Annotated in this window: 19 protein-coding genes; 10 read left to right on the top strand and 9 right to left on the bottom strand. The window is 71.6% G+C overall.

From position 1 onward, the window contains the following. Positions 1-44: 44 nt before the first annotated feature. Positions 45-755 (bottom strand): uracil-DNA glycosylase, encoded by a 711-nt coding sequence (locus tag ACILSK_RS23525; protein ID WP_395729622.1) that lies wholly within the window; start codon positions 753-755, stop codon positions 45-47. Positions 756-944: 189 nt separating this feature from the next. Between ACILSK_RS23525 and ACILSK_RS23520 the strand changes: the two genes are divergently transcribed. From ACILSK_RS23520 to ACILSK_RS23500, 5 genes are all read left to right on the top strand, one after another. Further along, on the top strand, positions 945-1,841 hold the full coding sequence (locus ACILSK_RS23520) for a LysR family transcriptional regulator (protein ID WP_395729621.1): 897 nt from the start codon (positions 945-947) through the stop codon (positions 1,839-1,841). An 87-nt stretch (positions 1,842-1,928) separates the two neighbouring features. Beyond that, positions 1,929-3,701, top strand: a complete 1,773-nt coding sequence (locus tag ACILSK_RS23515; protein WP_395729620.1) for an FAD-binding protein — start codon at positions 1,929-1,931, stop codon at positions 3,699-3,701. After that, positions 3,698-4,534: a shikimate dehydrogenase family protein gene (locus ACILSK_RS23510; RefSeq protein WP_395729619.1), complete on the top strand. Its 837-nt coding sequence runs from the start codon at positions 3,698-3,700 to the stop codon at positions 4,532-4,534. The genes ACILSK_RS23515 and ACILSK_RS23510 overlap by 4 nt, the downstream gene beginning before the upstream one ends. A 5-nt stretch (positions 4,535-4,539) precedes the next feature. Beyond that, entirely contained in the window at positions 4,540-6,111 is a 1,572-nt protein-coding gene (locus tag ACILSK_RS23505) for an FAD-dependent oxidoreductase (protein ID WP_395729618.1), read from the top strand. Between the two features lie 56 nt (positions 6,112-6,167). After that, positions 6,168-6,470, top strand: a complete 303-nt coding sequence (locus tag ACILSK_RS23500) for a YciI family protein (RefSeq protein ID WP_395729617.1) — start codon at positions 6,168-6,170, stop codon at positions 6,468-6,470. 215 nt (positions 6,471-6,685) lie between these two features. On the opposite strand, the gene ACILSK_RS23495 is transcribed toward ACILSK_RS23500, so the two are convergent. The 3 genes from ACILSK_RS23495 to ACILSK_RS23485 all read right to left on the bottom strand — a co-directional run bounded on the left by ACILSK_RS23495 (position 6,686) and on the right by ACILSK_RS23485 (position 11,187). Beyond that, a complete protein-coding gene (locus tag ACILSK_RS23495; RefSeq protein WP_395729616.1) occupies positions 6,686-7,951 on the bottom strand; it encodes an alpha-hydroxy-acid oxidizing protein in 1,266 nt (421 codons plus the stop codon). A gap of 218 nt (positions 7,952-8,169) precedes the next feature. Continuing rightward, entirely contained in the window at positions 8,170-10,023 is a 1,854-nt protein-coding gene (locus ACILSK_RS23490) for an acyl-CoA dehydrogenase (RefSeq protein WP_395729615.1), read from the bottom strand. A gap of 513 nt (positions 10,024-10,536) precedes the next feature. Continuing rightward, on the bottom strand, positions 10,537-11,187 hold the full coding sequence (locus tag ACILSK_RS23485; RefSeq protein WP_395729614.1) for a TetR/AcrR family transcriptional regulator: 651 nt from the start codon (positions 11,185-11,187) through the stop codon (positions 10,537-10,539). An 83-nt stretch (positions 11,188-11,270) separates the two neighbouring features. Between ACILSK_RS23485 and ACILSK_RS23480 the strand changes: the two genes are divergently transcribed. Both ACILSK_RS23480 and ACILSK_RS23475 read left to right on the top strand, forming a co-directional pair. Beyond that, entirely contained in the window at positions 11,271-11,726 is a 456-nt protein-coding gene (locus tag ACILSK_RS23480) for an ester cyclase (RefSeq protein WP_395729613.1), read from the top strand. 50 nt (positions 11,727-11,776) lie between these two features. Then, positions 11,777-12,208 (top strand): ester cyclase, encoded by a 432-nt coding sequence (locus ACILSK_RS23475; protein ID WP_395729612.1) that lies wholly within the window; start codon positions 11,777-11,779, stop codon positions 12,206-12,208. Positions 12,209-12,411: 203 nt separating this feature from the next. Here the strand turns inward: ACILSK_RS23475 and ACILSK_RS23470 are convergent, their stop codons facing one another. Then, a complete protein-coding gene (locus tag ACILSK_RS23470) occupies positions 12,412-14,046 on the bottom strand; it encodes a CocE/NonD family hydrolase (RefSeq protein ID WP_395729611.1) in 1,635 nt (544 codons plus the stop codon). Positions 14,047-14,104: 58 nt separating this feature from the next. Between ACILSK_RS23470 and ACILSK_RS23465 the strand changes: the two genes are divergently transcribed. Then, entirely contained in the window at positions 14,105-14,899 is a 795-nt protein-coding gene (locus tag ACILSK_RS23465) for a TetR/AcrR family transcriptional regulator (RefSeq protein ID WP_395729610.1), read from the top strand. Here the strand turns inward: ACILSK_RS23465 and ACILSK_RS23460 are convergent. After that, positions 14,803-15,417 (bottom strand): CGNR zinc finger domain-containing protein, encoded by a 615-nt coding sequence (locus ACILSK_RS23460; RefSeq protein ID WP_395729609.1) that lies wholly within the window; start codon positions 15,415-15,417, stop codon positions 14,803-14,805. The genes ACILSK_RS23465 and ACILSK_RS23460 overlap by 97 nt on opposite strands. A 106-nt stretch (positions 15,418-15,523) precedes the next feature. Between ACILSK_RS23460 and ACILSK_RS23455 the strand changes: the two genes are divergently transcribed. Continuing rightward, positions 15,524-16,477: an EamA family transporter gene (locus ACILSK_RS23455; RefSeq protein WP_395729636.1), complete on the top strand. Its 954-nt coding sequence runs from the start codon at positions 15,524-15,526 to the stop codon at positions 16,475-16,477. Positions 16,478-16,490: 13 nt separating this feature from the next. Then, on the top strand, positions 16,491-17,252 hold the full coding sequence (locus tag ACILSK_RS23450; protein ID WP_395729608.1) for a DUF998 domain-containing protein: 762 nt from the start codon (positions 16,491-16,493) through the stop codon (positions 17,250-17,252). Between the two features lie 156 nt (positions 17,253-17,408). On the opposite strand, the gene ACILSK_RS23445 is transcribed toward ACILSK_RS23450, so the two are convergent. Genes ACILSK_RS23445 through ACILSK_RS23435 form a run of 3 tightly spaced genes read right to left on the bottom strand, consistent with a single transcriptional unit; the run spans position 17,409 to position 20,696 of the window. Next, the gene (locus ACILSK_RS23445; protein ID WP_395729607.1) at positions 17,409-18,671 is read right to left on the bottom strand and encodes a VWA domain-containing protein; all 1,263 of its coding nucleotides are present in this window, start codon (positions 18,669-18,671) and stop codon (positions 17,409-17,411) included. Continuing rightward, positions 18,664-19,557 (bottom strand): AAA family ATPase, encoded by an 894-nt coding sequence (locus ACILSK_RS23440; protein WP_395729606.1) that lies wholly within the window; start codon positions 19,555-19,557, stop codon positions 18,664-18,666. The genes ACILSK_RS23445 and ACILSK_RS23440 overlap by 8 nt, the downstream gene beginning before the upstream one ends. Further along, a complete protein-coding gene (locus ACILSK_RS23435) occupies positions 19,554-20,696 on the bottom strand; it encodes an XdhC family protein (protein WP_395729605.1) in 1,143 nt (380 codons plus the stop codon). Before ACILSK_RS23435 ends, ACILSK_RS23440 begins: the two co-directional genes overlap by 4 nt. Positions 20,697-20,705: the final 9 nt, after the last annotated feature.

Genomic DNA, 20,705 nt, shown 5'->3' with positions numbered 1-20,705 from the left:
TCCTTCCCGTACCGTCGTTCGGCCGATCCCGGCCGTGCACCAACCTACGTCGCCCGGCCGAGCGCGACCGCCCGGGCCAGCACCTCATCCAGCATGGCCGGAGTCAGCCGGCCGGTGAAGGTGTTCTGCTGGCTGACGTGGTAGCACCCCAGCAGAGTCAGCGCCCGGCCGTCCGGATGGCTCAGGACCAGCTCCCGGCCGTGGCCGAACGCCGGCCGGGGCCGGGGGACGATCCAGCCGTCGGTCGCCAGGACGGCCAGCAGCGCGGACCAGCCGATGGCACCGAGGGTGATCGCCACCCGCAGCGTCGGCGCCAGCAGCTCCAGTTCCCGGCGCAGGTAGGCCGCGCAGGTGCGGATCTCCTCCGGTGTCGGCTTGTTGGCCGGCGGTGCGCAGTGCACCGGCGCCGTGATCCGGACTCCGGCCAGCGTCAGGCCGTCATCGATGCGGGTCGCGGTCGGTTGGGATGCGAGGCCGGCCCGGTGCAGGGCGGCGTAGAGGACGTCGCCGCTGCGGTCCCCGGTGAACATCCGGCCGGTCCGGTTCGCGCCGTGGGCGGCCGGTGCCAGGCCGACGACGAGCAGCCGGGCGTCGGCCGGCCCGAAACCGGGAACGGCTCGGCCCCAGTACGTCTCGTCGCGGAAGGCGGCGCGCTTGACCACGGCGACCTCCTCCCGCCAGGCCACCAGGCGCGGGCAGGCCCGGCAGCCGGCGACCTGCCGGTCCAGCTCGGCGATGGTGGTCGGCTCGGTCACCCGGCCGATGGTAGGCGCCGACCGTTCTCGATCGACCCGGCCTGTCCACCGTTGATCATGGCGAACTCTGTCCGACACACCGACGACACGCCGGTCGGGCAGCAGAGAACGCCATGATCAACTCAGGATGTGGCCGCGGGATCGGGCCCCGGCGGGCTCCGGTGTACGAGGAAGGGAAGGGACGGGACGGTGGAGATCAGGCAGCTGGAGGCGTTCGTAGCCGTCGCCGAGGAGTTGCACTTCGGCCGGGCCGCCGCCCGGCTGCACCTGGCGCAATCGCCCCTGAGTCAGACGATCCGGAAGCTGGAGCGCGACCTGGGGGTCACCCTGTTCGACCGCAGCACGCGCAGCGTCGCCCTTACCCCGGCCGGTGCCGCACTGCTGCCGCACGCCCATCGGGTGTTCGAGGAGCTCGAGCTGGGCCGGCAGGCCACCCGCGCGGTGTCCGGGGAGGTCTACGGCACCGTCACCATCGGCTTCTCCGGAGCGCTGAACCACCGCACCCTGCCGCCGCTGACCCGCGCGGTGCGGCGCCGCTACCCCCAGGTGACCCTCGACCTGGTCGCCGGCGTGCTGACCGGCGACGGGGTGGTGCAGATCGAGCGGGGCGCACTGGACCTGGCCTTCGTCGCTCTGCCGCTGGACCCGTCCCCGCGGCTGCGGAGCCGGTTGATCGCCCGGGAACCGCTCGGCGTCGCGCTGCCCACCGACCACCCGCGGGCCGGCGACGAATCGGTCGACCTGGGCGAGTTGGCCGATGACGACTTCATCACCATCCCGGCGGCGTCCGGCTCCGGCCTCCGGGAGACCGCCATGCGGGCCTGCATCGTCGCCGGCTTCCGCCCCCGGGTGGTGCAGGAGATCACCGATCCGTTCATGATCCTGACCCTGGTGGCGGCCGGTGTCGGGGTGTCGCTGGTCTCCGACGGCGTCGCCCAGATCATGCCGTCCGGGTCGGTGTTCGTGCCGCTGGCGGGCCCGCCGACCTACCTCGACCACGCCATCGCCTGGGCCGCCGACAACCCGTCGCCCGTGCTGCGGGCGGTGCTCGCCGTCGCGGACGAGGTGATGCCGACCCCCAGCTGAGCCACTCCGGATTATGCGCCATGGGAACAAATTGTTTGATCTATTCGGTGTTGGACGGGACATACTCGACCGTGGGAACGTCGGTGCATGCCAGCCACCGACACCGACGTCAGCCCCGCCACCCATCCCGACGACCAGTGGGACGAGCAGGTCGATCTGCTCGTCCTCGGCACCGGGGCGGGAGGCCTGGCGGCCGCGGTGACCGGCGCGCACGAGGGCCTGTCGGTTCTCGTGCTGGAGAAGACCGAGTTTCTCGGCGGGACCACCGCCTATTCCGCCGGGACTTGCTGGATCCCGAACAACCGGTTCCAGCGGGACGCCGGGGTGACCGACGACGCGCAGGTCGCCGCCGGCTACCTGGACCGGCTGGTCGGGGACAAGGCACCACGGGAAGTGCGCGAGTCCTACCTGCGCAACGGCAGCGCGGCGATCGACTACTTCGACCGCCTGGGAGTGCGGTTCTGGCACTCGAAGACGGTCGTCGACTACCACCCCGAGGTCGAGGGCGCCAGCCTGGGTGGCCGGGCGCTGGAGCCGCAGACATTCGACGGGCGGACCCTGGGCCGGGAGAACTTCGACCGGGTCCGGCCGCCGGTGCCCGAATTCGCGTTGTTCGGCGGCACCATGATGGTTCGCCGCGCCGAGGTGAACCAGCTGCTCACCCTGCTGCAGGGCTCACCGAAGGCGGCGCCGCTCGCGGTGAAGCTGGGCGCACGATGGGCCAAGGACCGGCTGACCTACCGCCGCGGCACGCGGCTGGCGATGGGGAACGCGCTGGTCGCCAACCTGTTTCACCGGCTCCTGGAGCGGGACGGGCAGGTCTGGTTTCATGCGACCGCCACCCGGCTGGAGACCGGGACGGACGGCCGGGTGACCGGCGCCATCGTGGCGTACCAGGGTCGTGAACTGCGGGTCCGGGCGCGGCGCGGCGTGGTGCTGGCCGGCGGCGGGTTCGCCGCGAGCTCGCAGTGGCGGACGGCGCACCTGCCGAGTCCGGTGCCGCAGTACACCCGCGCGGCGGAAGGCTCGACCGGGGACACGCTGTCCCTGGGCCGCAGCGTCGGCGGCGAGCTGAGTGCTCCCCAGGACGACAACGCCTTCTGGTTCCCGTCATCGGTCGCGCGGCGCCCGGACGGGTCCGTCGCGGTGTTCCCGCACATCTGGGACCGGTCGAAGCCGGGGATCGTCGCGGTCGGTGCGGACGGTCGGCGGTTCGTGGACGAGTCAGTCTCCTACCACCGCTTCGTCAGAGCGATGTACGCGACCAACACGGTGCCGGCCTGGTTGATCATCGACGCCCGCTCCCTGCACCGGTACGGGCTGGGCATGATTCGTCCTCACCTGCCCAAGGCCTACCTGCGCAAGTACCTGCGCCGCGGCTACCTGCACGCCGCGCCGACGATCCGCGAGCTCGCCGAACGGATCGGGGTGGACGCGGGCGGGCTGGCCAGGACCGTCGCCGACAACAACCGGTCTGCCGCCACCGGGGTGGACGCGGAGCTCGGGAAGGGCACCAGCCCGTTCGGGTTGCAGTACGGCGACCCGGCGCACCGGCCGAACGCCAGCCTGGGCCCGATCGAGACGGCGCCGTTCTACGCCATCGCCCTGGTGCCGACCCCGTTGGGTACCGCGCTGGGATTGCGGACCAACGGTGACGCGCAGGTGCTGGGCGCGGCGGGTGAGCCGGTCGCCGGCCTGTACGCATGCGGCAACGACGCCGCATCGATGAGCGCGGCCGAATACCCGGGCGCCGGCTGCCAGGTCGGCGGTGGGCTGACCTTCGGCTACGTCGCCGCCCGGCACGCCGCCCACGCTGCGCCCTCCCCTGTCGAAACCCTTGCCTCCGTGGAGATGTCATGACCGAAGGACGGCCCACCAACTCGTATCCGCAGCTGTCCGGACAGACCCTGGTCGTGCCGATCGTGGGTGACCCCATCGCCCAGGTGCGCTCGCCCGACGGCATCACCCGGGCGTTCGCCGCCCGCGGCCGCAACGCCGTCGTCGTCCCGCTGCAGATCACCGGGGAGCGCCTGGACGCGTTGATCGAGGGACTCATCCTGTCCGGCAGCATCGGCGGCATCATTGCCACGGTGCCGCACAAGTTCGGGCTCACCCCGCACTGCGCCACGCTGACCGACCGGGCCGCGTTCCTGGGCTCGGTCAACGTCGCCCGCCGCAATCCGGACGGCACCCTGCACGGTGACCAGGTCGACGGCGCCGCCTACGTCACGGCCGTCATCGCGAACGGCGGCGAGCCGGCCGGCGCCCGGGTGCTGCAGGTCGGCGCGGGTGGCGCGGGCACCGCGATCGCCCTGGCCCTGCTGGAGGCCGGCGCCGCCGAACTCGCCCTGCACGACGCCGACCCGGTGCGCCGGGACAGGCTGATCGGCCGGCTGCGGGAGCGCTTCGGGGACCGGGTCACCGTGGGATCGAGCGATCCGACGGGCTTCGACATCGTCGCGCACGCCACCCCGATGGGCATGCGGTCCGGCGATCCCCTACCGATCGACGTCACGCAGCTCAAGCCGGCGACCTTCGTCGCCGACGTCGTCACCAAACCCGCGGTGCCACCGCTGATCGAGGCGGCCCGGGCGCTGGGCTGCGGCACCTCGACCGGCTCGGACATGTTCGCCGCCGTCTCCGAGCTGATCACCGACTTCCTGGTCGCCGACGGCCCGCTGAAGGACCGGTGAGCGTCATGGCGCTGACCGTTGACGTGGCCGTGATCGGTAGCGGTGCCGCCGGTTTGGTCGCCGCCTGCCGGGCCGCCGACGGCGGACACTCCGTCGTCGTGCTGGAGAAGGCGGAGTTGCTGGGCGGCACGTCGGCGATCTCCGGCGGTGTGGCCTGGATGCCGAACCACCATTTGATGGGCGCCGAGTTCCCCGACTCGGCCGATGCGGCCCTGACCTACCTGACCGCTGCGACCGGCGGCCGGGTTCCGGCCGACAGTCTCCGTTGGTACGTCGAAACATCGGGCGAGGCGGTGCGCTGGCTCGACGACAGCACACGGGTCCGGCTGGCCGCGCTGCCCCGGCCCGACTATCACACCGAGTGGGCGGGGGCGGCCCGCGGCCGCGGCTTGGACAACCTCCCGTTCGACGGGACCGAGCACCCCGGTCTGACAGCCCGGATCCGCCCGCCGACGTACTTCCCGTCGATCACCATGACCGAGCGGGATGCCATGGCGGCCAGCGGCTTCGACGCCGAACTGATCGCCGGCCGGGACGCGGATGGCACCCGGACGATGGGCGGCGCGCTGATCGCGTCGCTGATCGTGTCGGCGCAGGAGCGCGGCATCGACATCCTCGCCGGCTGCGGCGTCGAGGATCTCCGCCGGACCGGGGACGGCTGGGTGCTGACCACCACGCGGGGCGCGGTCACCGCCCGGGCGGTGGTGCTGGCCACCGGTGGGTTCGAGTGGAACCCGCGGCTGCAGGAGGCGTTCCTGCCCAACCCGGTCACCCCGATCAGTGCCCCCAGCAACACCGGCGACGGGCTCGAGCTCGGCCTGGCCGCGGGCGGCACCGTCAGCACCATGCGGGCGGTCTGGGGCGTGCCGGTGCTGCAGGACCCGGCGCACGTGTACGACGGGCGGCCGTCCGGGCGGATGGCCAACGTCGAGCTCACCCTGCCCGGTTCGATCATGGTCAACGCCGCCGGCCGGCGGTTCGTCAACGAGGCGGTCAACTACCACGACCTGAACAAGGTATTCCGGTCGATCGACCCGACCACCGGTGACCACGCGAACATCCCGGCGTGGCTGGTGGTGGACAGCGGGTACCTGTCCCGGTACTCGATCGGCGGGGTGCCGGTCGGGCAGGTGCCGGCGTGGGCGGTCAGCGGAGCCTCCGTCGAGGAGCTGGCGGGGGCGCTGGGCATCGACCCGTTCGCGTTGGCCGCGACCGTGACCGAATTCAACAAGTTCGCCGCCGACGGTCGGGATCCGCTGTTCCACCGCGGCGTGAGCGCGGCCGACCGGTACCTGGGCGACCCGCGGCAGCCGCACCCGTGTCTGGGCCCGCTGGCCGATGGCCCGTTCCATGCCATCCCGATCCGGCCCGGCACCCTGGGCACCTGCGGCGGCCTGGTCACCGACGACGCCGGCCGGGTGCTGGATCGTCGCGGCGAGCCGGTCGGCGGCCTCTATGCCGCGGGCAACGTGGCCGCGACCGTCTTCGCCGACGCCTACCCGGGCGGCGGCGCCACCCTGGGATCGGCGATCACCCGGGCCTTCGCGGTGGGCCGCGCGCTCGCCGACACCCTCTGACGCACAGTGCCGAAAGGCAGTACCGAGCCGAAAGACATCACCGAAAGGGAACGACCATGGCTTTGCACGCCGTCATCTACCGCTACGCCGACGAGCCCGCCCGGCTGGACGAGCACCGGCCCACGCACAAGGACTATCTGGCATCACTTTTCGAGCAGGGCCGCATCGTGATCAGCGGGCCGCTGACCACCGGCGGCCCCGGCGCCCTGCTGATCCTGGACGCCGCCGACGAGGCGCACGTCGCCGAGCTGCTGGACGGTGACCCGTTCTGGGGCCTCGGTCTGATCGCCGACCGGCAGATCCGCGGCTGGAGCCCGTTCTTCGGCGCGGCCAAGCTGGCCCCCACCGGGGTTCGCTGATCAAACCCGCGCCGAGACCGAACATATCCGGCGCGGACCGCGGATTTGATCAGCGCGCCCGGCGGACACCCGCGCCTTCGCTGATCAAACCCGCGTCGGAAACGGACACTTCGGGCTCGGGCCGCGGATTTGATCAGCGAACTGGGGTGGGCCCGGGCTGGACGGCGGCGCCCCGCCCCCGGAACGGGGGCGGGGCGCCGTGAGCGAGGGTCCGGTCAGGCCAGCGCGGCCGCGGCCTGCGAGAGCGAGCCCGCGACGGGCACCAGCCGGGTCAGCTGGGTGACGTGCCGGGGTTCCAACTCGTCCAGGGTGGAGACGCCGAGCAGGGCCATGGTGCGCTCGATCTCACTGCGCAGGATGGCGATCGTCTTGTCCACGCCGGGGCGTCCGCCGGCCATCAGGCCGTACAGGTAGGCCCGGCCGACCAGGGTGAATTTCGCGCCGAGCGCGACGGAGGCGACAATGTCGGCGCCGTTCATGATGCCGGTGTCGACCATGACGGTGGCGTCCCGGCCGACCTCGCGGACGACCTGCGGCAGCAGGTGGAACGGGATCGGTGCCCGGTCGAGCTGCCGTCCGCCGTGGTTGGACAGGATGATGCCGTCGACGCCCTCGTCGATCAGCCGCACGGCGTCGGGCACGTTCTGCACGCCCTTGACCAGCAGCTTGCCGGGCCATAGGTCGCGGATCACCTTGAGGTCGTCGTAGGAGATCGTCGGGTCCATCGCGGAGTTCAGCAGGTCGCCGACGGTGCCGCCGGTCGAGGACAGCGACGCGAATTCCAGGGTGGGGGTGGTCAGGAAGTCGATCCACCACCACGGCCGCGGCAGCGCGTTGATGATGGTGCCGGGGGTCAGCTGCGGCGGGATGGAGAAGCCGTTGCGCTTGTCCCGCATCCGGTAGCCGGCCACCGGGGTGTCGACGGTGAACATCAGCGTGTCGAAGCCGGCCCGGGCGGCGCGCTCGACCAGACCGTAGGAGATCTCCCGCTGCCGCATGACGTAGAGCTGGAACCAGTTGCGGCCGTGCGGGTTCGTCGCCTTGACGTCCTCGATCGAGGAAGTGCCCAGGGTGGACAGGGTGAAGGGGATGCCGGCCGCGCCCGCGGCCCCGGCGCCGGCGATCTCGCCCTCGGTGTGCATCAGGCGGGTGAACCCGGTGGGCGCGATGCCGAACGGCAGGGCGCTGGTGTCACCCAGGATCGTGGTGGCGGTGTTCACGTTCGGTGCCGGCCGCAGGATGTCCGGGTGGAACTCGACGTCCTCGAAGGCCTGGCGGGCCCGGGTCAGCGACAGCTCGGCCTCGGCGGCCCCGTCGGTGTAGTCGAAGGCCGCGGCCGGGGTGCGGCGCTTGGCGATCGCACGCAGGTCGTAGATCGTCAGAGCCTTGTCCAGGCGACGCTTGCGGCCGTTCAGTTCCGGCTTCTTGAACTTCATCAGTTCGGCGAGCTCGGCGGGCTTGGGCAGTTGGCGCTTGACCATGCGGGATTCCTTTTCGACGGTGAATTGGACGGTGGGTTCATATGGTCAGACCATATGTGGTCTGACCAAGAGACTAGAGGCTTCCGACCCGCCGGTCAATGGTCAATCCCGGACGAGTTCTCCCCCGAGCTTTCGAGTCCGCCCCCGAGACGGCAACGCGCCCCACGTCCGTGGGGACGCGGGGCGCGCAGTGCCGGCCTGCTTGGCGGAGGTTCGGTTCAGAAGGCCGCTTCGTCGACCTGCATCAGCGACAGATCGGCGCCGGCGATGATGCCCCGCCGGGCGGTCAGCTCGGGCAGCATGTTGCGGGTGAACCAGCGGGCCACCGCGAGCTTGCCGGCGTAGAAGTTCGCATCCTTCGGCGATGCCCCTGCGTCCAGGGCGGCCTGCGCGACCAGCGCCTGGCGCAGTAGCAGGTAGCCGATCAGCAGATCGCCGACGCTCATCAGCAGCGCGACGGCGTGCTCGCCGACCTTGTACACCGACTCGGGCTCCTGAACCGCCTGCATCGCGTACCCGACCAGCGTGGCGACCATCGCCTGCACGTCGGCCAGCGCGGTGCCGAGCAGGCCGAGTTCCTCCTTGAGCCGGCCGTCCCGGGTCTCGGACAGGCTGGTCCTGACGAAGGCCGCGATCTCCCCGGCCACGGCGCCGAGCGCGCCGCCGTTGTCCTTGACGATCTTGCGGAAGAAAAAGTCCTGGGCCTGGATCGCGGTGGTGCCCTCGTACAGGGTGTCGATCTTGGCATCCCGGATGTACTGCTCGATCGGATAGTCCTGGGTGTAGCCGGACCCGCCGAACACCTGCAGCGACAGCGCGAGGTTCTCGTAGGCGCGTTCGGAGCCGACGCCCTTGACGATCGGCAGCAGCAGATCGTTCACGTGCACGGCCAGCGCGAGGTCGGTGCCGCTCAGTTCGCCGGTGGCGATCCGGTCCTGCCAGGACGCGGTGTACAGGTACACCGCCCGCAGGCCTTCGGCATATGCCTTCTGCCGCATGAGGATCCGCCGGACATCCGGGTGGTGGATGATCGTCACCCGCGGCGCGGTCTTGTCCGCCGCCCGGGTCAGGTCGGCGCTCTGCACCCGCTGCTTGGCGTACTCCAGCGCGTTCAGGTAGCCGGTGGACAGGGTGGCAATCGCCTTGGTTCCCACCATCATCCGGGCGTACTCGATCACCTGGAACATCTGCGCGATGCCGTCGTGCCGCTCGCCCAGCAGGTAGCCGACCGCCGGGGTGCCGTGGATGCCGAACGACAGCTCGCACGTGGTCGAGACCTTCAGTCCCATCTTGTGTTCCACGTTGGTGACGAAGGCACCGTTGCGCTCGCCGAGTTCCCCGGTCGCCGGGTCGAAGTGGAATTTAGGCACGATGAACAGGCTCAGACCCTTGGTGCCGGGCCGGGCCTCAATGCCATCGCCTTCCGGGCGGGCCAGCACCAGGTGGATGATGTTGTCGGTCAGGTCCTGCTCGGCCGAGGTGATGAACCGCTTGACGCCCTCAAGGTGCCAGGTGCCGTCGGGCTGGCGGATCGCCTTGGTCCGGCCGGCGCCGACGTCACTGCCGGCGTCCGGCTCGGTGAGCACCATGGTCGATCCCCACTGCTTGGAGATCATCAGCTCGGCGATCTGCTGCTGCTCGGGGGTGCCATTGCGGTGCACGATCGTGCCGAAGTTCGGCCCACCCGAGTACATGAACAGCGCGGGATTGGCCCCCAGGATCAGCTCGGCGGCAGCCCACCGCAGGCTGGGGGAGGCGCCGTAACCGCCCAGGTCGGTCGGCAGTTCCAGGCGGTACCACTCCCCGTCGCGGATCGCGGCGTAGGACTTCTTGAACGACTCCGGCAGTCTCACGCTGAACGTGGCCGGGTCGTAGACCGGCGGGTTGCGGTCGGCGTCGACGAAGGACGCGGCGACCGGGCCGCTGGCCACCTCCTCGAACTGGTGCAGCACGTCCCGTGCGGTCTCGGCGTCCATCTCGGCGAACGGGCCCTTGCCCATGCGCTCGTCGGCGCCGAGCACCTCGAACAGGTTGAACTCGAGGTCACGAACGTTGGAACGGTAATGGCTCATCCTTGAGCTCCCTTGGAGATCGAGTCGCATCGGCGGTTCGACGGATCGGTCGGGAGAGTGTGCCGCCCCCGACGCTTGTTAACCCAGGTTATTACTGGCCAGTAACTTCCGCAAGGAAGATCGGCAGGGTCCCGGTGAACGGCCGCCGTCGAACAGGCCACAGATCCGCCACACCGGGCGGATGTCCACCCCCAGGCCGGCCCCCTTCAATCACGTCCGGCCGGACCACTCACGGAGGGAAACACGCCAGGCCATCGAGTCCGCGGTGACGCTTCGGGGCCGGGTTGACCGGGATGAATCAAGACGGACCTCATTCCCGGTGGGCCCGCACGAACCGGACCCGAACCGGATGTCCGCCGGGGCGCCACCGTCGCCTCATCGCCCGTACGAATCGACCGCCCTACCGAAAGGAAAAGCACCGATCGCAGTCGTCGGAAGATCTTGCGGACGGCGGCGAACACCGGCGATCTGGAGCCCGGTTGTCGGCCCGCGACAGGCCACTTCGGGGACCGGTCATCGCGGTAGGTCCGGGGCGAGGGCCTTCATCATCACGACGATCCACTGGGCCCACTGCTCGACCGACCATCCGCGTTCCCGGATGAGCTTGCCGAACACCTCCATGCTGGTGATGGCCCACATCTGGTCGATCACCGCGTCCGGCGGGAGGGTGTCGAGGTTCGCGGCGAGCCAGTCGACCAGGGTGCTGCGTCGGCGCCGTTCGTGTTCGACGCACCACCCGGCCACCTCCGGATCGTTGGCCGCGGCCTCCAGCATGGCCTGCCACACCCCGGCCACCGGGCCCGAGTACACCCGGCCGACCCACACGAACAGTGCGGGCATCCGCTCGCTCGACGGCAGTGCCTCGATCCGGTGCGCCTCCGGTCGTTCGAACAGCGGAACCGGTGCCGTGTCGCCGACGATGGCGACGTCCATCGCGGCGCCGAGCAGTGCCGTCTTCGAGCCGAAGCCGGCATAGACGGTCTCGACCGCGACATCGGCCGCGGCCGCGATGCCGGCCAGCGTCGTGCCGGCGTACCCGCGCACGGCGAACAGCCGGGTCGCCGCCATCAGGATGTCGGTGCGGGTCTGCTCGGCCTGTCGTTCTCGCCGGGCCGACGCGTACCGCCTCGAACCCAAGGTCGGCGCACTGTCCGAATCATTCACTCTTGCACCATTTAGCAATGCTTGCTTTAATACAGGCACGTTCCAGTCAATACAGTATGACCGGGGTCAAGGCGGTAGGCACGATGACGACCACCGAAATGCGACCGGAGCCGGGCGACGCGCCGGCGACCATCGAGGCCGTGGCCCGGCGACTGTATTCCGAGGTCTGGAACGAAGGGCGATATGAGGTCGCCGCCGAGCTGATCCACCCCGACTTCGCCTATGCCGCCCGGCCGGATCTGCGCGGGCCTGCGGCCAAGCTGGCGGCGATCCGGATGCACCGGGCGACCTTTCCCGACTCCCGGTTCACCGTCGAGGAGCTGATCGTGGTGCCGGGCCGGGTGGCCGTGCGCACCGCCGTCACGGGCACCGACAACGGGGGACTGGCGGGTCGATCGCCCTCCGGCCGGGTCGTCACCGCATGGTCGGTCGAGTTCCTCGGCTTCCGGGACGGCCTGATCGTCAGCGACTGGGTCGGTGCCGACTGGCTTGGCATCCTGGTGCAGACGGGTGCGGTCGCCGACCCCTGGGCCCGTTGATCCGAAGCGGGCGACTCGATTGGGAGCCGATCCGATCAAGTGGAAGGAAGATGCTCGTGTCAGTCGAGGAGAATCGCGCGCTGGTCTGGCAGGCGTACGACACCACATTCAACCGGCATGACCCGGAGGCGGCCCGAAGCTGTTACGCCGCCGGATATGTCGGGCACATGCCGCACCACCCGCAGCCGGTCGGCCGAGACGGCCTGATCGCCGAGAGCAACGAGATCCTCGCCGCTCTGCCTGATGTCACAGTCACCTTCGACGATGCCTTCGGCACGGACGACCGGCTCGTCGTGCGGCACTCGTTCGTCGGCACCCACACGGGGCCGCTGATGGGGATTCCACCGACCGGCCGCCTGCTCACCTTCTCCGGCACCGACGTCTACCGGATTGTGGACGGCGAGATCGTCGAGGAGTGGTCGCAGCCGGACCTGTTCGGGGTGCTCAATCAGCTCGGAGTGATCCCCGCCCCGGCGCCCTGACCGGCGCCGACCGGTGGGAGTCGGGCGCTCCGGTATGACCATCTGCGTGACTCGCGATCATCGCTCCGGATGGCTGTCACAGCGCTTCTCTGATCATTTCCCGCGGACCCCGGCCGGCGGACGCCACCGGATCAGGGTGCGAACGGCGGCTCGACGGTCGGGCCCAGCGTGGTCCGGGCCGAACCGGTTCGCTCGGGGCTCGGTCAGCCGGGCGGGAGGACCGGGATCTGCAGTTCGCAGCCGCCGGCCGGCCCGAGGTGCAGCGTGCAGCCGCCGCGGCCCGCCCGCCGGTAGCCGGCCGGGAACTGGCCGGTGATCGGGTTACGCCGGTGGAACCAGCGGCCCTGGATGTCCAGCCGGAGCTCGTCGCCGGCGCGGAAGCGGGTGGCCGAGGAGTGCAGGCCGATCTCCAGCCGCACCGGCACGCCGGGCCGCAAAGGCTCCCGGGAGGTATGCGGGTGGAACGGCTCGCCCGGCCGGGACTGATCCGGGTTCGTCGCGCGGTGCGAGGCCAGCAGGATGCCGTGGCTCACGGTGTCGCCGAGGAAGCCGAACGAGCCCTCGAAGGTGACCTCGCGCCCGTCGCGAAACTTCCGGACGGCAGCGAACACCGAGACGTCGTCGCCGGTGTCGATCGACAGGTGCAGGATCAGCAGCATCGGCCCGACCACGTCGGTGTCGGCGGTGAAGCGGTGGGTGAAACCCGCCCGGCCCCGGCGGGCGGCGAACGTCACCGAGCCGGCCGTGGCATTGTCGTCACCGAGGGTCCCGTCCGGGCCGCAGTGCATTGTGCGCCACCGGATCCCGGCCGGCGGCCAGTGCGATTCGGCACTGATCCGGCTGACAGTGCTGCGGTCGTCGCGGATCTCCAACCGGACCGGTGGATCGTCCAGGATGCCGGTGTCGTCCCCCCGGAGGAAATGGTCGAAGAACCGCGCCTGGGCGGCCAGTCCGGCGGGCGAGTAGTAGGTCGCCCACTTCGGTCCGCGGTGCGTGTACAGCCACTTGTGCGACGACGCGATGCGCCGGAAGCCTTCGAAGGAGCCGGGGCTGTGCAGGTTGTGGTCGGAGAAGCTGCCGCAGATCAGCGCGGGGACCTCGATCTGCTCGATGGCCCGATTGCGGTCGGTCCACCAACGGTCGACCATTGGCCGGTCCCGGGCGGGTCCGCGCAGGTCGACCCGGCCGCCCGACCGGCGCCCGGTCACGGTGGACCAGACCGTGAAGAAGCCGGTCTCCAGGACGCCGCCGGGCCGGGCGAAGTCGCGGTAGAGGTCGGTGAAGCCCTCCCACGGGCAGATCGCGGCCAGCTGCGGCGGGCGTTCGGCGGCGCCGGCCCACTGGCTGATGGCCAGGTAGGACACGCCGTTCAGGCCGACCCGCCCGGTGCTCCACGGCTGGGTCCCGGCCCACTCGACCAGGTCGTGCACGTCCTGCCCCTCCTGCTCGGACAGCACCGTCGGGTCGCCCTCCGAGGTGCCCCAGCCGCGCAGGTCGGCGTTGACCACGACATAGCCGCGCCCGACCCAGTGCCCGGGATCGGGCGATTCCCAGGACGTCCAGGCCGAATGGGTCAGCGGGGCAGTGCGCATCAACCGGTACTGGAACGAGGCCCGGTACCCGCGGCGGGTGCGGTGGTGCAGCGGGATGTCGTCCTTGCCGTACGGGTGGGCGCACATGATCACCGGCCACGGCCCGCCGGTCGCCGGCCGGAACACGTTCACCCGCAGCCGGACTCCGTCGCGCATGGGCACCGCCACGTCCCATTCGGCCACCGCGCCGGCCGGCGGATCGGCGATGGTGATCGGTGGGCGGATCAGGCGCCGGAGCGACGTCACGGCACGAACTAGAGCGTCACTACGCTTCATAGCCTGACTCTAACGCTAGGCTGTGCCGATGACCACCCCCGTCGGTGCCGCGACCAGCCGGCAGAAGCGGGCGGGCCAGGCCGTCCGTGAGCGGTCCCGGTTGCGGCTGGTCGTCGCCGCCGGGGAAGTCTTCGGCGAGCAGGGATACACCGGAGCCACCGTGCAGGCGATCGCCGAGCGGGCCGGCGTGTCGTTGCAGACCCTGTACGCGGCGTGGGGCAGCAAGCGGGCGCTGCTACGGGCGCACCTCGAGTCCACGATGACGGGTTCGTCCACGGCGATCGCCGAAGGCCGGTGGGCGCCGCGGGTGGCCGCCGAGCTCGGTGCCGAGCCCGACCCGGGTTCCGAGGCCCGGTTGCGGGCCCTCGCCGCGCTCTTCCGGTCGGTGGCCGAGCGGGTCGGCCCGGTCTGGCGCCTGTACCGGGACGCCGCCGCGGCCGACCCGGAGATCGCCGCCGACCATGCCGAACTGGAACGGGAGCGGCGGCGGACGATGGCCGGTGCGCTGGCCGGCCTCGACGACGAGTGCCTGCGCCCAGGGCTGACCCGGGACAGCGCCATCGACACGGTGCTGGTGCTCGCGAGCCCGGCGACCTACGAGTCCCTGGTCGAAAACGGGGGGTACTCGATGGACGAGTTCGAGGCCTGGTTGGCCGACGCCCTGGTGGCCGTTCTGCTGGGCCGGGCCGATCGCGACTCTGCGGTGCCGTCGCCGTCAGCGGCGGGTCAGGCGCCGCCCGGGCCGGCCGTCGGTCGTCGGACGGGCTCCGATCGCCGGCCGGGCTCCGATCGCCGGCCGGGCTCCGATCGACGGGAGCGGTAGGCCGCCGCGGCCATCCGGTTCCCGCAGCCGGAGTCGCAGAATCGCTTGGACCGGTTCTTGGACAGGTCCACGACGACATCCCGGCAATCCGGGGCCTGGCAGATGCGCAGGCGCTCGAGCTCGCCGCCGCGCACCACGTCCACCATCGCCATCGCGGCCTCGACGGCCATCCGGGCCGGCAACGGCGCATCCTGATCCGTGGCGTGCAGGTGGTAGTCCCACTGGTCGTGTTTGAGCAGTTGGGGCAGGGCGTGGAACTCGCGGAGCAGCCCGTTGACGATGTCGACCACCTCGTCCTCGTCGACCTCCCAGATCCGCCGGAGCCGAGGCCGCAGCGCACGGACGGCAACCAGTTCGTCCTCGCCCCGGGTGTGCCGACCGGTCCACCCCCACTCGGCGACGAAGGCGTCCAGGTCCTTGACGGTGCGGAGTTCCTCCGGGTCGGTGCGGCCGGGTGCGGTGTTCACCAGGGCGGCCGCCGCCGCCAGCGCCACCTCCGTGTCATGGGCAAAAACCATGTTGACTCCTGACGGCGATCGGGTCTAGCGTCATCAGCGTATCGCTTGATGACCCATGACGACCCGATCCGGGAGGTGTCCGTTGACCCGCGACCACACCCAGCCGCTGGGCGCGCCGCACCGACCCCGGTTCGGTCTGCTGCTGGCCCTGCTGACCGCCGCGGCGTTCGGCACCTCCGGCGCGTTCGCCCGGTCGCTGATCGACGCCGGCTGGTCGCCGTCCTCGGCGGTCACCGCACGGGTGACCATCGCCGCCGTCGTGCTGCTGGTCCCCTCGCTGATCGCGCTGCGTGGGCGCTGGCGGGTGCTGCGGCGCAACCTGCCGATGATCACCGCCTTCGGGCTGGTCGCCATCGCCGGCTGCCAGGTCGCCTACTTCAACGCCGTTCAGCACCTGTCCGTCGGGGTCGCCCTGCTGCTCGAGTACATGGGCATCGTCCTGGTGGTCGGCTGGCTGTGGGCCCGGCATCGGCAACGCCCGCGCGGGCTCACCATCGGCGGCACCGTCGTGTCCGTCCTGGGGCTGGTGCTCGTCCTGGACCTGGCCGGGGACGCCACGGTCGACCTGGTCGGCGTGTTCTGGGGCCTGGTGGCCGCGGTCGGTCTCGCGGTGTTCTTCGTGCTGTCGGCCAAGAGCGACCCCGAACTGCCGCCGCTGGTGATGGCCGGTGGCGGGATGACGATCGGCGCGGCCGTGCTGCTCGCGCTGAGTGCAATCGGCGTCCTGCCGGTCGCGGCCAACACGAACGACGTGGTGTTCGCCGGGCACGGCGTGCCGTGGTGGGTGCCGGTCGCCGGGCTGTCGCTGATCGCGGCGGTCTTCGCGTACGTCGTCGGGATCATGGCCGCCCGCTCGCTCGGGTCCAAGCTCGCCTCGTTCGTCGGCCTGACCGAGGTGCTGTTCGCGGTCCTGTTCGCCTGGCTGCTGCTGGGCCAGCTGCCGACGGTCGTGCAGCTCATCGGTGGGGTGTTGATCGTCGCCGGGGTAGCCCTGGTGCGGATCGATGAACTGCGGTCCGAGGTGCTCGACGACCCGGTGGTCCCCGCCCCGGCCGGGTGACACACTGGCGGCCATGGCCGCCGTCTCGACCCGACAACTGCTGGGTTGCGGGGTGCTGGCCGGCCCGCTGTTCGTCGGGGTGACGGCGATCGAGGCCCTCACCCGGGACGGGTTCGATATCCGCCGGCACGGCATCAGCCTGCTCGCGCTCGGCGGTCCTGGATGGATCCAGGTGGCCAACTTCGTCGCCGCCGGGGCGCTGTCGATCGGCTTCGGCGTCGGGGTGCGCCGGCTGCTGGGCCGGGGCGCCGCGGCCCCGCTGGTCTGGGGTTATGGCGCCGGGCTGATCGTCACCGGGCTGTTCCTGGTCGACCCCGGGGCCGGCTTCCCGCTCGGCACCCCGCTCGATGCATCCGGCCTGAGCTGGCACGGGGCGGTGCACGCCGTCGCCCCGCCGTTCGCGTTCGCCTGCCTGGCCGCGCTGTGTGGTTGGTTCGCCCGCTGGTTCGCCGCCCGGGGCCGACCGGGGTGGGCAGGGTCGGGCGGGTGGGCAGGGTCGGGCGGGTGGGCAGGGTCGGGCGGGTGGGCAGGGTCGGGCGGGTGGGCTGTATACAGCGTGCTCACCGCGCTGGCGGCGTTGCTGCTGATCTTTTTGCCCGGTGGGGGCGGGTCGATGCGGTCGGCGCTGGCGGTGGTGCTCACGTCGGCCTGGTTGACCGGGCTCGCGGTGGTGCTGCGCCGGTCGGTGCCGGTGCCGGCCGGCCCGGGATCGGCTCGGTTCGCTGTTCAAACCCTGGCGGAACCCGGCCATCCGGGCGCGTCCGCGCGGAATTGATCCGCGGACCGGCTGGGCGGGCCCGACTGGCACCCTGCGCTGATCCAAGTCCCAGAGAATCCGACAGTTCGGGCGCCGAGGTGGAACGTGGATCAGCGGACCGGTTGCGCGCCGGCCCCGCCCCGGGACTTTCTCGCTCGGGGAGTCGTCTACTGATCAGCGCAGGCGGCCGGACCCTGTCCCGCTGTTGGCGATCGCGTCCAGCAAACCCTGCACGGCCTGCGCCGAATGTCCTTCGATGAACGCGTCGACGTGCGGGAGCGCGGCGGCCATGCCGCCGGCCAGCGGGGCGAAACCGGGCGCGGCCTTGCGCGGATTCACCCAGATCACCCGGTGCGCGAGCCGCCGTAACCGGGCCATCTGCTCGCCGAGCAGGGCCGGATCGGCGCGTTCCCAGCCGTCCGACACCACGACGACCACCGCGCCGCGGGCCAACCCCCGGCGGCCGTCGGTGTCCAGGAACTCCTTGATCGCGGCACCGATCCGGGTGCCGCCCGAGGCGTCCGGAGACAGCGCGATGGCCCGGCTGATGCCGGACTCCCGCGGTCCGCGTGCCAGCGCACGGGTGACCGGGTGCAGCCGCGTGGCGAAGACGTAGGCGTGTGCGCGGGCGCCGAGCACGGCGCCCTGCAGCACTCGCAGGTACACCCGCGCGTAGGACTGCATCGAGCCGGAGACGTCGGCCAGCAGCACGATCCGACGGGGCAATGCGCTGCGCCGGCGGCGCACCCAGCGCACCGGGTCGCCGCCGCTCCGGCAGGCCCGCCGCAGCGTGCGGCGCAGGTCGAGGGACCGGCCCGGGCCCAGGGTCGGGGCCCAGCGTGCGGGCCGGGTCGGGGCGACGACCCGCATGCCGTCGACGATCCGGTTGAGTTCGGCCAGCTCGCTGTCGTCGCACTCGGCGAAGTCCTTGGCCAGCAACAGTTCGATCTCGGAGGCGACCGCGGCCGTGCCGGGCGGGGCGTCCTCGCTGCCGGCGTCCGCGCCGTCGTCGCCGACGGTCTGCAGGACCGACGGTCGGGATGTCTCGTCGCCCCGCCCGTCCGGGCCCTCCCGGGGCGCCTGCGGTTGCGCGGCAGTGCCCGGCAACCGGTCGGCCGGATCTCCGCGGAACTCGGCCGGGTCGGCCATCGACGGCACGGCCGCGGCGCCGAAGACGTGCGCGAACGTGGCGTCGAACACCGGCAGGTGGTCGGGCCGGTCGATCAGTGTGACCCGGGACAGCCAGTACAGGTCGCCGACCGTCGTCGGGCCGCCGGCGGTCACCGCGCGCGTCCACCACACCGCACGGTGCACGGGCACCGGCACGCCGTTGGTGGCCAGCAGCCCGGCGAACTCGGCGCCCAGGGTCGCAAGATCGGCGGGCGGTGGGGCAGCGGGGGATGAGGCGGGCGGTGGGGCCAAGGCCGGTTCAGACACCGATCATCCGGCCCAATCCGGCCGCGATGGCGGCCTCCTGGTCCTCCTTGTACTTCAGGACCGACCCCAGGGTCGCGGCTGCGGCGGCGTCGTCGAGCGTCGGGTGTCCCAGCACCTGCAGGGCGCGCAGCCAGTCGATCACCTCGGCGGTGCCGGGCGGCTTCTGCAGGTCCAGCCCGCGGAGCCGGGCGGCGGCCGCGGCGACTGCGGTGGCCAAGGCCTCGTCGACGCCGGGCACCCGGGATCGAATGATCTGGACCACCCGGGCCACGTCGGGATGCTCGATCCAGTGATACAGGCAGCGGCGCTTGAGTGCGTCGTGCACGTCCCGGGTGCGGTTGGAGGTGAGCACGCAGATCGGCGGCACGGTGGACCGCAGGGTGCCCAGCTCGGGCACGGTGACCGACTTCTCCGCCAGCATCTCCAGCAGGTACGCCTCGAAATGCTCATCGGCCCGGTCGATCTCGTCGATCAGCAGGACCGCCGGGCGCGGCCCGGGATGGGCCAGCGCCTGCAGCAGTGGCCGGTCGATCAGGAAGTCCCGGTGGAACAGGTCGCCGGTCGTGACGTCCTTGCCCTCGGCCTCGGCGACCCGGATGGCCAGCAACTGACGGGGGTAGTTCCACTCGTAGACGGCCTCGGCGATGTCGATGCCTTCGTAGCACTGCATGCGCAGCAGCCGGGTGTCCAGCGCGGTGGCGAGCGCCAGCGCGGCCGACGTCTTGCCGACGCCCGCCTCGCCCTCCAGCAGCAGTGGCTGGCCGAGCCGGGTGGCGCAGAACAGGGCGGTGGCCAGGCCGACGTCGGTGAGATACCCGGTCTTCCGCATCAACGCGGCCAGCGCGCCGACGTCCGGCAGCAGTTCGGGCAGGTCCGGCGCGGTCACGATTCAGGGTACCGAGCCGCGTCCGATTCGTACGCCCGCAGACAACCCGGGCCGCAGAACCACACCGTCCGCCCGGCGTATTCGATGTGCAGGCTTGCCGGCACCGTCGCGACCCTCATGCCGCACACCGGGTCGACCGCCGTCCCCACCCCCACCCTGCCGCGCGGATCATCTACGCCCGCGCGGACGAAGTCGTCGACTTCCGTCCCACCGTTCACATCCGGTGCGACTTCATCCGCGCGGTTGTCCCCACCGGCGGTGTGCATACCCGCGCGGACGAAATCGTTGACTTCCTGCTCGTCAGTCACATTCGGGGCGAGTTGATCCGCGCCGGCGTTGTTGATCCGCGCGGGGGAGGGGCTGGTGCTGGTGCTGGTGCTGGTGGCCGAGGCGGTGTCGGCGCGGGTGCGGATGATGGCGGCCAGGATCGAGACGGCCACCTCGCCGGCGGTCCGGCCGCCGAGGTCCAGGCCGGCCGGGGTGTCGACCCGGCCCAGCGCTGCGGCCAGCTGCGGCCGGGCGGAGGCGATCTCGGCCAGCACCGCCGCCCCGCGCCGCCGGCTGGCGACCAGACCGACGTACGGGACGTCCGCGTCGAGCGCCGTGGAGAGGACATCGGTCTCGTCCCGGCCGTGCGAGGCGACCACCACCGCATCGGCGCCGGCGACCGAGTCCGCGCCGGTGGTCGAATCCATGACGCCGCACCGGTAGCCGGCGGCCCCGGCCACCGCCGCCAGGGCCGCGGCCATCGGTCCGTCGCCGTGCACCAGCACGAGCGGCGGTGGGACCACCGGGTCGAGGAAGATCTCCAACGCTCCGCCGGACAGGCACGGGTTGTGCACCGTCAACGTCCCGCCGGCGGGATCGGAGGCGTCGGCGCCGTCCGGGTCGGCGTCGGGCCGGATCCGCAGCAGCAACGGCTCCGGTGCCCCCAGCAGCCGCAGGCTCTGCACCCGCACGGTCGACTCGGCGCAGGTCCCGCCGACGAAGCCCTCGATCGAGCCGTCCGCGTGCACGATCGCCTCGTCGCCCGGCTTCGCCGAGGTCGGCCGGTGGGCCACCACGACCCGCGCGCGGACGAACGGCTCACCGGCCGCGCGGAGCTGCGCGGCCCGTTCGTCCAGATCCGCCCGCGTCATGAGCCGGCG

The organism is Nakamurella sp. (genome assembly GCF_044224575.1).
In the GTDB taxonomy this organism is placed as follows: domain Bacteria; phylum Actinomycetota; class Actinomycetes; order Mycobacteriales; family Nakamurellaceae; genus Nakamurella.
The sequence above is the reverse complement of the archived record's forward strand: the minus strand, read 5'-3'. Positions and strand labels throughout refer to the sequence as shown.